Annotated in this window: 16 protein-coding genes; 10 read left to right on the forward strand and 6 right to left on the reverse strand. The window is 60.4% G+C overall.

What is annotated here, in order from left to right; genetic code table 11:
- Window positions 1–11: 11 nt before the first annotated feature.
- The 4 genes from mnmE to hemE form a co-directional block, all read right to left on the reverse strand.
- Entirely contained in the window at window positions 12–1337 is a 1326-nt protein-coding gene (gene mnmE, locus AC244_RS23040) for a tRNA uridine-5-carboxymethylaminomethyl(34) synthesis GTPase MnmE (protein ID WP_053251155.1), read from the reverse strand.
- A 417-nt stretch (window positions 1338–1754) separates the two neighbouring features.
- Window positions 1755–3020 (reverse strand): transcription termination factor Rho, encoded by a 1266-nt coding sequence (gene rho / locus AC244_RS23045; RefSeq protein WP_152976066.1) that lies wholly within the window; start codon window positions 3018–3020, stop codon window positions 1755–1757.
- 192 nt (window positions 3021–3212) lie between these two features.
- Complete coding sequence (gene hemJ / locus AC244_RS23050) at window positions 3213–3755, reverse strand: protoporphyrinogen oxidase HemJ (RefSeq protein WP_152976067.1); 543 nt, start codon at window positions 3753–3755, stop codon at window positions 3213–3215.
- Entirely contained in the window at window positions 3752–4783 is a 1032-nt protein-coding gene (gene hemE, locus AC244_RS23055) for a uroporphyrinogen decarboxylase (RefSeq protein ID WP_053251157.1), read from the reverse strand. Before hemE ends, hemJ begins: the two co-directional genes overlap by 4 nt.
- Window positions 4784–5189: 406 nt before the next feature.
- On the opposite strand from hemE, the gene AC244_RS23060 reads away from it, so the two are divergent.
- From AC244_RS23060 to dnaQ, 5 genes are read left to right on the forward strand one after another with little or no spacing between them, the layout of a single operon-like run.
- Window positions 5190–6011 (forward strand): pyruvate, water dikinase regulatory protein, encoded by an 822-nt coding sequence (locus AC244_RS23060; RefSeq protein WP_053251158.1) that lies wholly within the window; start codon window positions 5190–5192, stop codon window positions 6009–6011.
- A 31-nt stretch (window positions 6012–6042) separates the two neighbouring features.
- Window positions 6043–6642 carry a Maf-like protein gene (locus AC244_RS23065; RefSeq protein WP_053251227.1) on the forward strand — a complete coding sequence of 200 codons (600 nt, stop codon included), beginning with the start codon at window positions 6043–6045 and terminating at the stop codon, window positions 6640–6642.
- Window positions 6635–7495 carry a shikimate dehydrogenase gene (locus AC244_RS23070; RefSeq protein WP_053251159.1) on the forward strand — a complete coding sequence of 287 codons (861 nt, stop codon included), beginning with the start codon at window positions 6635–6637 and terminating at the stop codon, window positions 7493–7495. The genes AC244_RS23065 and AC244_RS23070 overlap by 8 nt, the downstream gene beginning before the upstream one ends.
- Complete coding sequence (coaE, locus tag AC244_RS23075; RefSeq protein ID WP_053251160.1) at window positions 7492–8091, forward strand: dephospho-CoA kinase; 600 nt, start codon at window positions 7492–7494, stop codon at window positions 8089–8091. Before AC244_RS23070 ends, coaE begins: the two co-directional genes overlap by 4 nt.
- On the forward strand, window positions 8084–8791 hold the full coding sequence (dnaQ, locus tag AC244_RS23080; RefSeq protein WP_053251228.1) for a DNA polymerase III subunit epsilon: 708 nt from the start codon (window positions 8084–8086) through the stop codon (window positions 8789–8791). The genes coaE and dnaQ overlap by 8 nt, the downstream gene beginning before the upstream one ends.
- Before the next feature lie 55 nt (window positions 8792–8846).
- Here the strand turns inward: dnaQ and secB are convergent, their stop codons facing one another.
- Window positions 8847–9350 (reverse strand): protein-export chaperone SecB, encoded by a 504-nt coding sequence (gene secB, locus AC244_RS23085; protein ID WP_053251161.1) that lies wholly within the window; start codon window positions 9348–9350, stop codon window positions 8847–8849.
- 80 nt (window positions 9351–9430) lie between these two features.
- A complete protein-coding gene (locus AC244_RS23090) occupies window positions 9431–9937 on the reverse strand; it encodes an FxsA family protein (RefSeq protein ID WP_053251162.1) in 507 nt (168 codons plus the stop codon).
- A gap of 130 nt (window positions 9938–10067) precedes the next feature.
- Between AC244_RS23090 and AC244_RS23095 the strand changes: the two genes are divergently transcribed.
- From AC244_RS23095 to gyrB, 5 genes are all read left to right on the forward strand, one after another.
- On the forward strand, window positions 10068–10772 hold the full coding sequence (locus AC244_RS23095) for a Tim44/TimA family putative adaptor protein (protein WP_053251163.1): 705 nt from the start codon (window positions 10068–10070) through the stop codon (window positions 10770–10772).
- 15 nt (window positions 10773–10787) lie between these two features.
- Window positions 10788–11894, forward strand: a complete 1107-nt coding sequence (locus AC244_RS23100) for a murein transglycosylase A (RefSeq protein WP_053251164.1) — start codon at window positions 10788–10790, stop codon at window positions 11892–11894.
- Window positions 11887–12456 (forward strand): Smr/MutS family protein, encoded by a 570-nt coding sequence (locus AC244_RS23105; RefSeq protein WP_053251165.1) that lies wholly within the window; start codon window positions 11887–11889, stop codon window positions 12454–12456. The genes AC244_RS23100 and AC244_RS23105 overlap by 8 nt, the downstream gene beginning before the upstream one ends.
- A complete protein-coding gene (locus tag AC244_RS23110; RefSeq protein WP_053251166.1) occupies window positions 12453–12830 on the forward strand; it encodes a helix-turn-helix domain-containing protein in 378 nt (125 codons plus the stop codon). The genes AC244_RS23105 and AC244_RS23110 overlap by 4 nt, the downstream gene beginning before the upstream one ends.
- A 135-nt stretch (window positions 12831–12965) precedes the next feature.
- Entirely contained in the window at window positions 12966–15401 is a 2436-nt protein-coding gene (gene gyrB / locus AC244_RS23115) for a DNA topoisomerase (ATP-hydrolyzing) subunit B (protein ID WP_053251167.1), read from the forward strand.
- Window positions 15402–15430: the final 29 nt, after the last annotated feature.

Raw genomic sequence — 15430 nt, forward strand, 5'->3', positions numbered from 1 at the left:
TTAGTCGAACATCATTTGCCGATACAGAATTCGGAAAATATCACATCCAGCAGGTTTTCAACATCCACGCGTCCGGTGATGCGCCCGATAGCATCGCCCGCGACGCGAAGCAGCTCGGCTTGTATGTCCAGCCCGTTCTGATGCAGGCTCAGACTTTGCGATAGCGCGGCACTCGCTTGGCGCAAACAATCCACGTGTCTGCGCCTCGAGGGAATGGAAAGCGCAGTAACACCAGATAAATCAGGGAGATAGCCCGCTATCGCGTTCAAGAGCAGATCCATGCCGGCGCCGGTCGTTGTCGAAATCGCCACGTCAGCGACGGCATGGGTATCGCCATTATTGCGGTCGATCTTGGTTGCAACCTTCAAGACGGGCACCTCCTTCAAACCGAGGTCGTCGAGAGTGCCGAAGCCCATCGTCGTCTCCGACAGAAGCAGAACCAAATCGGCGCTGGCAATCACATCGCGCGCGCGGCGAATGCCTTCCCGTTCCACCGTCTCATCCGTCTCCCGCAGCCCGGCGGTATCGAAGAGCTTCACCGTGAATCCGGCTAAGGAAAGGTCGACAGACAGGACGTCGCGGGTCGTGCCAGCAATCTCGGTCACGATCGCGATATCTCGCTTTGCCAGAGCATTGAGCAGACTGGACTTGCCGGCGTTGGGTTCGCCGGCGATGACGATCTTGAGACCATCCCGAATGATTTCACCAATCGGCGCCTGCGCGATATGCGCGTCGATCTCCTGGCGCAGCAGTTCCATGTCTTTCCAGATCCGATCGCTGACCGAGCCTGGAACGTCGTCCTCATCGGCGAAGTCGAGCTCCGCCTCGATCATTGCACGGGCGTGCGTGAGACGTTTGGCCCAATCGTCGTAGACCTTTGACTGGCCGCCGGCGGAATGCTCCAGCGCCAGACGACGCTGCATCTCTGTCTCGGCGACGATCAGGTCCGACAGTCCCTCTATCTCAACGAGATCCATCTTGCCGTTCTGAAACGCCCGCCGTGAAAACTCTCCGGCCTCGGCATGGCGCAGGCCTTCAAAGCCTGACAGTTCGTGCAACAGCGTTTGAACGACAGCGCGGCCGCCATGTACCTGCAGTTCGGCGCAGTCTTCGCCGGTAAACGAGGCAGGGCCGCGGAAGTAGATGACGAGGCCGCTGTCAATCGTGAAACCGTTGCGGGAACGAATCGGTTTCAACGACGCGATGCGTTGTTCGGGAACAGCGCCGCACAATGCGGCGAGCACAGCGGTGGTTTCTGATCCGCTGATGCGGATCACCGCCACGCCCGCCGGCAATGCCCCGCTGGATAGCGCATATATAGTATCCGCCGATGGCATCGTTTCACCTGAGATCCAATGAGGTTGTCCGCTCTACGCGCCCGGAACAAGGTTCAAGCGGGCTTGTCGCTCCTCATTTGGACTACAGGATGAAACGCGGTGGTCAGCGTCCCCGGCAGTCCAGAGGTGTCGAACGGTTGGGAGCTTATGACGAATAGTCGGGAAAAGATCAAGCCTGGCCGTCGGTCACCGCTCGTGTTTCACGTGAATCACCGTCCTGGCTCTCGCGGCTTGGACTTGAAACGCTCAAAACTCGTTGCGATAGCGAATCGAAAGGCGATCTGACCGGGTCTATCGGATGTGAATCCGGCTAAGCGACTGGGCTTGAAAAGGCCAAAATAGTCGCGCGTCAAGGAACAAAGAGACCGGGCAAGAAAACTTGCCCGGTCTCAATCACGATATCGGCGGTCGGCCGTATCAGGTGTTCATCGAGTCGAAGAAGTCGCCGTTGTTCTTCGTCTGCTTCAGCTTGTCGATCAGGAACTCGATCGCATCGGTGGTGCCCATCGGCGCCAGTATCCGGCGAAGGACGAAGATCTTCTGGAGATCCTGCCGCGGAACGAGCAGGTCTTCCTTACGCGTACCGGACTTGAGAATGTCCATCGCCGGGAAGATGCGCTTGTCGGCGACCTTGCGGTCGAGCACGATTTCGGAGTTGCCGGTACCCTTGAACTCTTCGAAGATGACTTCGTCCATGCGGCTGCCGGTATCGATCAGCGCCGTGGCGATGATGGTCAAGGAACCGCCTTCTTCGATGTTACGGGCAGCACCGAAGAAGCGCTTCGGCCTCTGCAGGGCGTTGGCATCGACACCGCCGGTCAGGACCTTGCCGGATGACGGAACAACGGTGTTGTAGGCGCGACCGAGGCGGGTGATGCTGTCGAGAAGGATAACGACGTCGCGGCCGTGTTCGACCAGGCGCTTTGCCTTTTCGATCACCATTTCGGCGACCTGGACGTGGCGCGTTGCCGGCTCGTCGAAGGTGGAGGAAACCACTTCGCCCTTCACGGAGCGCTGCATGTCGGTGACTTCTTCCGGCCGTTCGTCGATCAGCAGAACGATCAGGTAACATTCCGGATGGTTTGCGGTGATCGAGTGGGCGATGTTCTGCAGGAGAACCGTCTTACCGGTGCGCGGCGGAGCGACGATCAGACCACGCTGGCCCTTGCCGAGCGGAGCGACCAGGTCGATCACGCGGGCAGAAAGGTCCTTCGACGTCGGGACGTCGAGTTCCATCTTGAAGCGCTCGTTCGGATAGAGCGGCGTCAGGTTGTCGAAGTGAACCTTGTGACGGATCTTTTCCGGATCGTCGAAATTGATGGTGTTGACCTTCAGAAGCGCGAAGTAGCGTTCGCCTTCCTTCGGCCCGCGGATCGGTCCCTCGACCGTGTCGCCGGTCTTCAGCGAGAAGCGGCGGATCTGGGAGGGCGAGATGTAGATATCGTCCGGACCGGGAAGGTAGTTGGCATTGGCAGAGCGCAGAAAGCCGAATCCGTCCTGCAGAACCTCAACGACGCCTTCACCGATGATTTCGATATCCTGGGCCGCGAGCATCTTGAGGATTGCGAACATCAACTCCTGCTTGCGCATGGTGCTCGCATTTTCCACCTCGAGCTCTTCGGCAACGGCCAGAAGATCGGTTGGCGTCTTGTTCTTAAGTTCTTGTAGCTTCATTTCAGCCATGAAGAATCCATGTTTCGTATGGGAATGGAAAGACGGCGTGTTTTCTGAAGGGAGCTGCGGCAGGAGGGGGCAGGCTCTGGTCTTTGTCACAAGCCATGAAGAGGAGATGGCAGAAAATAGCGATTCACGTGAAACGCCGCAAGGGGCTGTCGAAAATTAGCGACAACTATCGCAATTCGCAACCGATAAAATTCAGAACGGCTTCACCACCACCATGATGACGATCAGGATCATCAGCAGCGTCGGGGCCTCGTTCATCAGCCGCCAGTAGCGCGCGGTGCGACGATTTTCGTCCCGCTGGAACGCCCGCACCGCCCGACTGAAGCGCATGTGTACCACAGTCAGCATCACCACGAACAGGAGCTTGGCGTGAAGCCAGCCGCCCTGGAAACCATAAACGCTCCAGGCGAGGTAAAGCCCGAGCACCCAGGAAATCATCATTGCCGGATTCATGATGACCTTCAGCAACCGCTGTTCCATCATCTTGAAGGTTTCCGACTGTTCGGAGCCCGGGGATGCGTCGGTGTGGTAGATGAACAGCCGCGGCATGTAGAGCAGCGCCGCCATCCACGACATCACCGCGATCACGTGAAGCGCCTTGATCCAGAGGTAGAGGCTCTCCGGCTGCCAGACGAAAAGCCCGACGAGCAGTGCGGCAAAACCGCCAATCGCAACCATCGCTCTGAGCCGCGCCCGGTTACCCGGCCCGCTATCCGTCTGGCGTTCACTCATCAGCGTGCTCCGCGAACTCGTGCGACCAAGGCCGAGACGTTCGCCGGATCGGCCTGCGGCGTGATCCCGTGTCCGAGATTGAAGATCAGCGGCCCGTTGCCGAGCGCATCAAGAATACGATCGATGCCCTGTTCCAGGGCGACGCCACCCGCGACGACCCGCATCGGATCGAGGTTGCCCTGAACCGGGCCGTCTTTCTGCAAATCGACTGCAAAGGACAGTGGGACGGTCCAATCGAGGCCGATAGCGTCCGCACCCGTCTTCCGGCGATAATGCTTCAGGAGGAGCCCTGCGCCCTTGGCAAATGCAATGATCTTCGCCTGCGGACGTCGCGCCCGCACCGAAGCGATCATTCGGGCGACCGGCCTGACCGCAAATCGTTCGAATTCCTCTTCGCCGAGAACACCGGCCCAGGAATCGAAAATCTGCACGGCGTCGGCGCCGGCATCGATCTGCTCGACCAGATAGTCGGCCGACACATCCGCAAGAAACGTCAAAAGCCGTTCGAAGGCTTCAGGGTTTTTGTAGGCGAACAGTCGGGCAGGAGCCTGATCCGGTGTTCCCTGGCCGGCGATCATGTAGGTGGCAACCGTCCAGGGCGCACCGCAAAATCCAAGCAGCGTCGTTTCCGTCGGAAGCTCTCCACGCAAACGCGACACCGTCTCGAAGACCGGTTTCAGATGATTGGAGATAGCGTCCGCTTTCAAAGCATTGATGCCGTCGACGTCGATCGGATCCATTCTCGGCCCATGGCCTTCCTCGAAACGAACGTTGCGCTTCAGCGCGTCCGGGATCACCAGGATATCGGAAAACAGAATGGCTGCGTCAAAAGCATAACGACGGATCGGTTGCAGCGTCACTTCGACGGCAAGATCGGGCGTGTAACAGAGATCGAGGAAGCTCCCGGCGACAGCCCGCGTCGCTCGATATTCCGGAAGGTACCGGCCGGCTTGGCGCATCAGCCAGACGGGAGGCGGATTGACCGTCTTCCCGTCCAAAACCTCCAGAACTTTCCTTCGTGTCTCGGCCACGGATGGTCTCTCCCAATATAAAATCAAAGATATTTAGACTCTTTCTATTTCTTAGAGTCGGTGGGTATCAAGGATTAAAAGATCACCACACTTCATCCACGGCTGCCCGATCGGATCGATCCGGGCGGGAGGCAAAGCGGGGCCCTTGGCGGCATTTCGTGGATAAGTGCAAAATTTCAATTTAAATCAGAGGATTGCCAGCCCCGGAAGAAAGCGAATTGCTGTGGACAATGAGTCGAAACACGTGACACTTTGTCATCGCCGTGAGTCTTGTCCACATCCTCTGCGAAGCTTTCTTCGGCGTTGCACCAATTGTGAATAAGTCGGCGGTTTTCCCGTTGCCTGGCGCGCCGCGGCGCCGTCAGCCATTTTTATCCCGGTTTATCAACAGCACCCGGAGAATTGCGTGGAGAACAAGAAAAACTACTTCCACCTGCATCTGATCTCCGATTCGACGGGGGAGACCTTGATCGCGGCGGGGCGTGCGGCGGCGGCGCAATTCCAGGCGTCGCATGCGCTTGAACATGTCTATCCGCTGATCAGGAATCGCCGGCAGTTGCTGCAGGTTCTCGACGCCATCGATGGAGCGCCCGGCATCGTGCTCTACACGATCGTCGATCGCGAACTGGCCGACATCATCGACCAGCGCTGCCGGGAGATGGGTGTGCCCTGCGTCTCGGTTCTCGATCCGATCATCGAACTGTTCCAGTCCTATCTCGGTTCGCCGTCGCGGCGCCGCTCCGGCGCGCAGCACGTGATGGACGCCGACTATTTCGCCCGCATCGACGCGTTGAATTTCACCATGGACCATGACGACGGTCAGCTGCCGGCCGATTTCGATGACGCCGATGTCGTGCTGATCGGCATCAGCCGTACATCGAAGACGCCGACATCGATCTATCTCGCCAACCGAGGCATCAAGACGGCCAATATTCCGATCGTCCCCGGCGTGCCGCTGCCCGACCGGCTGATGACGGCAACCAAGCCTTTGGTCGTCGGCCTGATTGCGACTGCCGATCGCATTTCCCAGGTTCGCCAGCATCGGGTGCTCGGCACCACGCAGGGCTTTCACGGTGATCAATATACGGATAGGGCGGCGATCGCCGAGGAGCTGAAATATGCCCGCGCGCTCTGCGCGCGCAACAACTGGCCGATCATCGACGTCACTCGCCGCTCGATCGAGGAAACCGCTGCCGCAATTGTTGCCCTGCGCCCGCGGCTGCGATAGAGCGAATCCGAACAATTCGGGAACTTCGATGATGACACCTTCACTCGTCCTGGCTTCAGCAAGCCCGTTCCGTCGTGCGCTGCTGGAAAATGCCGGGTTGGTGTTTACAGCGCGCGCCGCCGAGATCGACGAGCGCGCGCTTGAAAAGCCGCTCGAAGAAGAAGGTGCCGCTCCTGAAGACGTGGCGGTGAGGCTTGCCGAAGCCAAGGCAAGAGATGTCGCCAGGCACTTTCCTGAGGCTCTGGTGATCGGCTCCGACCAGACCATGTCGCTCGGACAGCGGGTCTATCACAAGCCGAAGGACATGGCGGAAGCCGGACAACATCTCTTGTCACTCGCCGGCAGGACCCATCGCCTGAACAGCGCGATCGTTCTCGTGCGCGGCGAGCAGATCATCTGGCGCCACGTCTCGTCGGCACATATGTCTGTGCGTATGCTGACGCCGGAATTTGTCGACCGCCATTTGCAGCGCGTCGGAAGCAAGGCCTTGTCCAGCGTCGGCGCCTACCAGCTGGAGGGCGAGGGCATCCAGCTGTTCGAAAAGATCGAGGGTGACTATTTCACCATCCTCGGTCTTCCGATGCTGCCGCTGCTCGCAAAACTTCGGGAATTGGGAACGATCGATGCGTGATTCACGTGAAACATTTGTTAACCACGCCTTCGTCACCGGCTATCCGATCAAGCATTCCAGGTCGCCGTTGATCCATGGCTATTGGCTGAAACAGCTCGGGATAGAGGGCAGCTACCGCGCGCACGAGGTAAGGCCGGAAGACTTTTCCGCCTTCGTCGCAGAGTTGAAACAAGGCACGGCCGGCTTTTGCGGCGGCAACGTCACCATCCCGCACAAGGAAGTTGCCCATCGGCTGGCAGATCGCCCGGATGATCTCTGTCTGGAACTCGGCGCTGCCAATACGCTTTGGATCGAAGCCGGCGACGTTCACGCCACGAACACCGATGGCCGAGGGTTCGTCGCCAATCTTGACGAGCAGTCAGCCGGTTGGGACCAATGTTCGACCGCGGTCGTGCTCGGCGCCGGCGGCGCCAGCCGCGCCGTCATCCAGGCCGTGCGCGACCGGGGCATCAAGACGATCCATGTCGTCAACCGCACAGTGGCAAGGGCTGAGGAATTGTCCGACCGTTTTGGATCTGCCGTGCACGCACATCCGATGGAGGCATTGAGCGAAGTGATGACGGGCGCCGGCCTCTTCATCAACACCACGTCTCTCGGCATGGATGGCCAGGACGCGCCGCAGATCGATTTCACCGTCATGGCTGGCGATGCCGTGGTGACCGATATCGTCTACGTCCCGTTGAAGACACCTTTGCTTCGCCAGGCGGAGGAGCAAGGTTTTACCATTGTCGACGGTCTCGGCATGTTGCTGCACCAGGCCGTACCCGGTTTCGAGCTCTGGTTCGGTCGCCGGCCCGTCGTCGACGCCACACTTCGACAACTCGTCATCGATGACATGGGATCGCACGCATGATGATTGTCGGCCTGACCGGATCGATCGCCATGGGCAAGTCGACGACCGCGCAGATGTTCCGCGAGTTCGGCGTGCCGGTCAACGATGCCGATGAAGTGGTGCACGCGCTTTATCGCGGCGAAGCCGTCGCGCCTGTTGAGGCCGTTTTCCCTGGGACTGTCAGGGAAGGGGCGATCGATCGGGCCGAACTGTCCCGGCAGTTGTTGGCAGCACCCGAAAGGCTGCGCGAACTCGAGAGCATCGTGCATCCGCTCGTTCGCCGGAAAGAGCGCGAGTTCCTCGACAGGAATGCCGCGGCCAACGCGGCCTTTGTCGTGCTCGATATTCCGCTGCTGTTTGAAACGGGAGCCGAGGCGCGTGTCGATCGGGTGGTTGTCGTTAGCTGCGCACCCGACATTCAAAGAGAACGGGCGATGAAGCGCCCCGGCATGACCGAAGCGAAATTTGCCATGATCCTGGCGCGTCAGGTGCCGGACAGTCAGAAGCGCGAACGCGCCGACTACATCGTCGATACCAGCGACAGCTTCGATAACACACGCCAACAGGTGAGGGCGATCGTCGACGATCTCACCCAAAATGGAGCGCCCGATGCGTGAGATCATTTTCGATACGGAAACGACCGGCCTCGACAATCGCGAGGACCGGGTGATCGAAATCGGTGGCGTCGAGCTGGAAAACCAGTTTCCGACCGGTCGTACGCTGCATATCTTCATCAATCCCGGCAATCGCAAGGTTCATCCGGATGCGCTTGCCATTCACGGCATCACCGACGAGTTCCTGAAGGACAAGCCGGCCTTTGCCGATGTGGCCCAGCAGATTGTCGACTTCTTCGGCGACGCCCGCTGGGTGGCGCACAATGCCACCTTCGACATGGGCTTCATCAATACGGAGTTCGGCCGCATCGGGCTTCCGGCCATTGCCGGCGAACGGGTGACGGATACGCTTGCTCTCGCCCGCCGCAAGCATCCGATGGGCCCGAACTCGCTCGACGCGCTCTGCCGTCGCTACGGCATCGACAATTCCCATCGCGCCAAGCACGGCGCACTGCTCGACTCCGAGCTTCTTGCTGAAGTTTATATCGAGATGCTCGGCGGTCGTCAGGCCGCGCTCGGCCTGGTGTCGAGCAACAAGGTCGCGGGACAAACCGTCGAACACGACGATGCGCCGATCGCCATCGCGCAGCGCCCACGGCCGTTGCCGAACCGCTTGTCGGAAGCGGATGAGGCAGCTCATGCCGCGCTGGTCGCCAAGATGGGGGCCAAGGCGATCTGGGCCAAATACGACCTGCAGAAATGAAAAAAGCCCGGCTCGACCGGGCTTTTTCCTGATTACAATCCAGACTGAGCAGATATCAGTTGGCGGTCTCGCTGGAGTTTGCGACCTGGGCGCGGACCTTTTCTTCGGCCATGCGCGGGGCGAACATCTGAGCGAAATCGATCGGGTCGATCATCAGCGGCGGGAAACCGCCGTTGCGGGTCGCGTCGGCAACGATCTGGCGAGCGAACGGGAACAGCAGGCGCGGGCACTCGATGAAGAGCAGTGGCAGCATGTGTTCCTGCGGGAAGCCGGCAACACGGAAAACGCCGCCATAGGAGAGCTCGACATTGAACAGGACGCGCTCGCCGTCTTTCGCTTCCGCGTTCAGCGAGAGTACGACGTCGAAATCGGACTCCGCGAGCGGGTTCGCGTTGACGTTGACATTGATGTTGATCGACGGGGCATTGTCACGGGCCTGCAGCGAACGCGGTGCGCCCGGGTTCTCGAAGGAGAGATCCTTGACATACTGGGCGAGGATGTTGAGCGACGGGCTCTGCTGCGCGCTGCCGTTGCCGTTGGATGCGGTATCAGTCGTCATTAGGGTTTCCTCGACTTCAATTCGGTGAGGCCATCTAGCATTTCGTCATAGGGCTTACAACCCTGCGCCACAGGCCCTTGCTATTGCCGACGACGCTCTTCGGACGGGTTGGGTTCGTCGTCATCGGTCCTCGAGAACTCGCCTTCGCCAAGGTCGATGACGCGCGGTTGCGCGCGCTCCTCCGGCGTTTGGCCCGGTCCGCGCCAGGACTGGCTCGACGCGGCCGTCACAACAGTCATTTTCGATCTCAAATAGCCGGCCACGGCATGCCTGACAGGCGGCACAAACAGAAGCAGACCAAAGATGTCGCTGATGAAGCCGGGCACCATCAACAAAAGGGCTGCGACGAACATCAAGGCGCCGCCGAGGACCTCGCGGCCGGGATCACTGCCGCTGCGTGTTGCTTCCTGCACGCGCTTGATGACGGCGAAACCCTGAAGGCGAAGCAGCACGACCCCGGCAATCGCGCTCAACAGAACGAGCAGCAGCGTCATGGCCAAGCCGATCTCGCGGCCGACGATAACGAAGCCGGCAATCTCGGCAAGGGGCAGTCCAAGAATGACCAGGGGAATTAACATTGAGCGCATTGGCGGTGCCTGAAAGGGTCGTCGCATCGTCGCCTCCGATCTAAGGGTGCGACAACGCGGTTTGAATGATCTATCCTTGCGGACTATATGGAATAGCTACGAGAAATTCTAACAGCGGTTTCGGGTGGAAATGGGCTCTTTCGACTTCATCACGTTTTTTTTCTTGATCGCCGCAGTGGTCATCTTCCTGCAGTTGCGCAGCGTTCTCGGTCGCCGGACCGGCAGCGAACGGCCGCCGTTTGATCCTTATTCGCCGAGGGACATGAGCCAGGGGCCCGAAAAGGCCGACAATGGCAAGGTCGTCCAACTGCCGCGCCGCGACAATGCCGAGGACGATTCGGCCCGCTATGCCGCGATCGACGACTTCGCAAAGGCGGGGACGCCGCTCAACGATCAGCTCCGCTCGCTGACCGACGCCGACGCAGGCTTCGACCCGAAGGAGTTCGTCAACGGCGCGAAAATGGCCTACGAGATGATCGTCATGGCGTTTGCCGATGGCGACCGCAAGACGTTGAAGAACCTGCTGTCGCGGGAAGTCTTCGAAGGCTTCGATGCCGCGATTGCCGAGCGCGAACGCAAGGGCGAAGTGGTGAAATCCACCTTCGTCGGTATCGAGAAGGCCGATATCGTCCACGCCGAAGTCAAGGACAGCGAAGAGAACATCACGGTCCGGATCGTCAGCCAGTTGATCTCGGCGACCTACGACAAGCAGGGCGCCATCATCGATGGAGACGCGGAGTCGGTGGCCGAAGTCAACGATCTCTGGACGTTCTCGCGCGACATTCGCTCGCGTGATCCGAACTGGAAGCTGATCGCTACCGAATCCGAAAACTGATCGGAAGGGGCGACCATGACGCTTCGACTTGAGCCTGTCACCTTCTCAGACTTGCCGGGGTGGCAGGACGACGATCCGACCGCGGTGATTGAAGCGCTGCGCCGCTGTCATCACCATGTCTCGACCGCAAAGCCTTATCGCACCGGTTCGCTTGGCATTTCGGTCAATGACTTGATGCCGGCGTTTTCGGCTGCAAGCGCAGACGTCGCCGACGCAGCTGCGGCGCGTGCGTTTTTCGAGCAACAGTTCGTCGCCTTCAGAATCCGGCCCGAAACTGGCAAGACCGGTTTCGTGACGGCGTTCTATGAACCCGAGATCGAAGTCCAGGCGAAACCGGACGAGATCTTCCGATACCCGATCTACCGGCGCCCGATCGATCTCGTCGATGTCGACGACACCAACCGGCCGACAGATATGGATCCTTATTTTGCCTTTGGCCGGCTGCATGATGGCGTGGTCGGCGAGTATCCGGACCGCCGCGCGATCGAGCAGGGCTTTCTGGCGGGGCGGGGTCTGGAGATCGCCTATGCCAGATCGAAGGTCGACGTGTTCTTCGTCCACGTCCAGGGCGCTGCCCGGCTCGTCTATCCCGATGGTTCGCGCCGGCGTATCACCTATGCCGCCAAGACCGGCCACTATTTTTCCCCGATCGGAAAGCTGCTGATCGATCGCGGCGAGATCGATGCCTCGACCGTCTCGATGATGAGCATCCGGGGCTGGCTCGCGGCCAATCCGGATCAGGTCGACGAGGTCCTTTGGCACAATCGCTCCTTCATCTTCTTCCGCGAGGCGGAAGTCGAAGACGAGCGGCTGGGCCCGGTCGCCGCCGCCAAGGTTTCGCTGGAGCCGGGCCGGTCGCTTGCCGTCGATCGGCTGATCCATACCTTCGGCGTGCCCTTCTTCATCTCGAGCGAGAGCCTGACGCGACTTGATGCCGGACGGCCGTTTCGACGCCTGATGCTGGCGCTCGACACGGGGTCGGCCATCGTCGGCCCGGCCCGTGGCGACATCTTCACCGGGTCCGGCGATAGGGCCGGCGAGCTTGCGGGTGCGGTTCGCAACGAAGCCGATTTCTACATCTTCGTTCCTCGCGCGGCTGCGGCAAGATACGGCAATGGCTAGGGGCAAGAAGCTTTCGGCGGAAGAGCGGATTCTATGGGGAAAGGTTGCGCGCACGACCAGGCCCATGCCCGGCCGCCTCGACGATCTCAGGGAATTTCTTGGCGAGGATGTTCCAGCCGAGCCCAAGGATGAGCCGCAAAAGGCGCAAGCCGCCACTCCGGCCGGTGGTACCGACGAACTGCAGGGAATTGCCCTCAGCAAGACCTCGAACGGCCGGCACCACTATCCGCTTGAAAAACCCGTCAAGCGCAAGCTGTCGAAGGGGCACCTGGCGCTGGAGGCGCGGATCGATCTGCACGGAATGGTCCAGAGTGAAGCCCACGGCTTCCTTCTGCATTTTCTTTTGAGAGCGCACGAGCGCGGGCTGCGCCACGTTCTTGTTATCACCGGCAAGGGAACGTCGATCGGCAGCGATGGCGCGTTGAAGCGCGCCGTGCCGCTCTGGTTCTCGCTGCCGGAGTTCCGGCCATTGATCTCAAGCTACGAGCCCGCAGCGCGTAATCATGGTGGCGATGGCGCGCTTTATGTCCGATTGGCGCGCAGCAAGGGGAGCGCCACGTGACCCCCTTCGGTGCGGCGGTGCGCGAGTTGCGGCGCAAGAAGGGCGTGTCGCAGAAACAGATGGCCGCAGCGATCGGCGTGTCGGCCGCCTATCTCTCGGCGCTTGAACATGGAAAGCGTGGCGCGCCGAGTTTCGATTTTCTGCAAAGGGTGGCCGGCTATTTCAACGTCATCTGGGACGAGGCCGAGGAATTGTTCCAGATCGCCCATGTCTCGGCGCCGAAAGTCGTGCTGGATACGTCCGGGCTGGCGCCGGAACACACGGCCTTCGCCAACCGCTTGAGCGGGCAAATCCGCGATTTGTCCGTCGACACCATCCGTGCCCTGGAAGATGTTTTGGAAAAAGCCACATTTCCTGCTAATGACAGGGGATGAACAGCTGTTTTCCGGCCGCTGCGCGCGGTCCGGGATTTGGAACCGTGGACAAATTTTCTATAGTCCGCGAGGCGTCCGAGACGTGATTCGCAACGAATCACCACGTCCGAAGAACCTGGAAAGACCCGAAGCCGAATGACCGATATTCCTGAAACCGATACCGGCGCCGCCGCCGAATATGGTGCCGACTCCATCAAGGTGTTGAAGGGCCTGGATGCCGTACGCAAGCGGCCGGGCATGTATATCGGCGACACCGATGACGGCTCCGGTCTGCATCACATGGTGTATGAGGTGGTCGACAACGCGATCGACGAGGCGCTCGCGGGCCACGCCGATATCGTCACGGTGACGCTGAATGCCGATGGTTCGGTCACGGTAACCGACAACGGCCGCGGCATCCCGACCGACATCCACAAGGAAGAAGGCGTCTCGGCGGCTGAGGTCATCATGACGCAGCTCCATGCCGGCGGTAAGTTCGACCAGAATTCCTACAAGGTTTCGGGCGGTCTGCACGGCGTTGGCGTCTCGGTGGTCAACGCGCTTTCCGTCATGCTGCGGTTGAAGATCCGCCGTGCGGGCAAGATCCATGAGATGAGCTTCACCCATGGCGTGGCTGACAGTCCGCTAAAGGTGATCGGCGACGCCGGCACCGATACCGGCACCGAAGTGACGTTCCTGCCAAGCACCGACACCTTTACCAAGACGGACTTCGACTATGGCACGCTCGAACACCGCCTGCGCGAACTCGCCTTCCTGAATTCCGGCGTGCGCATCGTCTTGACCGACAAGCGCCATTCGGACGTACGTCAGGACGAGATGATGTATGACGGTGGTCTCGAAGCCTTCGTCGCCTACCTCGACCGCGCAAAGAAGCCGCTCGTGCAGAAGCCGGTATCGATCCGCGGCGAAAAGGACGGCATCACCGTCGAAGTCGCGATGTGGTGGAACGACAGCTACCACGAGAACGTGCTCTGCTTCACCAACAACATTCCGCAGCGCGACGGCGGCACGCACATGGCCGGTTTCCGCGGCGCGCTGACCCGGCAGATCACCTCCTACGGCGAAACGTCAGGCATCACCAAGAAGGAAAAGGTGACGCTGACCGGCGACGACTGCCGCGAAGGCCTGACCGCCGTTCTCTCCGTCAAGGTGCCGGATCCGAAGTTCTCGTCGCAGACCAAGGACAAGCTGGTTTCCTCGGAAGTCCGTCCGGTTGTCGAAAGTCTCGTCAACGAAGCTTTGAGCACCTGGCTGGAGGAGCATCCCTCCGACGCCAAGATCCTTGTCGGCAAGGTCGTCGAAGCGGCGGCCGCCCGCGAGGCGGCGCGCAAGGCGCGCGAACTGACGCGCCGCAAGGGTGCGCTCGACATCTCTTCGCTGCCGGGCAAGCTCGCCGACTGCTCCGAACGCGATCCGGCAAAGTCCGAAGTCTTCCTGGTGGAGGGCGATTCGGCAGGCGGTTCGGCCAAGCAGGGACGCTCGCGCGAAAACCAGGCGATCCTGCCGCTGCGCGGCAAGATCCTGAACGTCGAACGCGCGCGTTTCGACAAGATGCTGTCGAGCCAGGAAATCGGCACGCTGATCACGGCGCTCGGCACATCGATCGGCAAGGACGAGTTCAACGCCGACAAGCTGCGTTACCACAAGATCATCATTATGACGGACGCCGACGTCGATGGCGCCCACATCCGCACCCTGCTGCTCACCTTCTTCTTCCGGCAGATGCCGGAACTGATCGAGCGTGGCCACCTCTACATCGCCCAGCCGCCGCTCTATAAGGTGACGCGCGGCAAGTCCGCCCAGTACCTGAAAAACGAGCAGGCGCTGGAAGACTACCTGATCTCCATGGGTCTCGAGGAAGCGACGCTCCAGCTTGCTTCCGGCGAGGTTCGCGCCGGCCAGGACCTGCGCGAGGTCATCAACGACGCGTTGCGCGTGCGTAATCTGATGGATGGTCTTCACTCGCGCTACAATCGTTCGATTGTCGAACAGGCAGCGATTGCCGGCGCCTTGAATGTCGAGCTGAACGGCCAGCGCGAACAGTACGAGCAGGTCGCCATCGAAGTGGCTCGCAGGCTCGACGTGATTGCCGAAGAGACCGAACGCGGCTGGACCGGAGCGGTCACGACCGAAGGCGGCCTCAAGCTTGAACGCATGGTTCGTGGCGTCAAGGAAGTCGCTATCCTCGACATGGCGCTGATTGGCTCGTCCGACGCCCGCCATATCGACCAGCTGACATCGAAGCTCAAGGAAGTTTACTCCGCACCTCCGGTGCTCCGCCGCCGCGATGGTGCACAAGATATCAGCGGCCCGCGCGCGCTTCTGGATGCGATCTTCGCGGCAGGCCGCAAGGGTCTGTCGATGCAGCGCTACAAGGGTCTGGGCGAGATGAATGCCGAGCAGCTCTGGGAAACGACGCTCGATCCGAACGTGCGCTCGCTGCTCCAGGTTCGGGTGAACGATGCGACCGACGCGGACGGATTGTTCTCGCGCCTGATGGGCGACGAGGTCGAGCCGCGCCGCGACTTTATCCAGGAAAACGCGCTGAGCGTCGCCAACCTCGATATCTGATCGCGACCAGATCCCCGCTTATTGAGATC

The organism is Ensifer adhaerens (genome assembly GCF_001270265.1).
Lineage (GTDB): Bacteria > Pseudomonadota > Alphaproteobacteria > Rhizobiales > Rhizobiaceae > Ensifer > Ensifer adhaerens_B.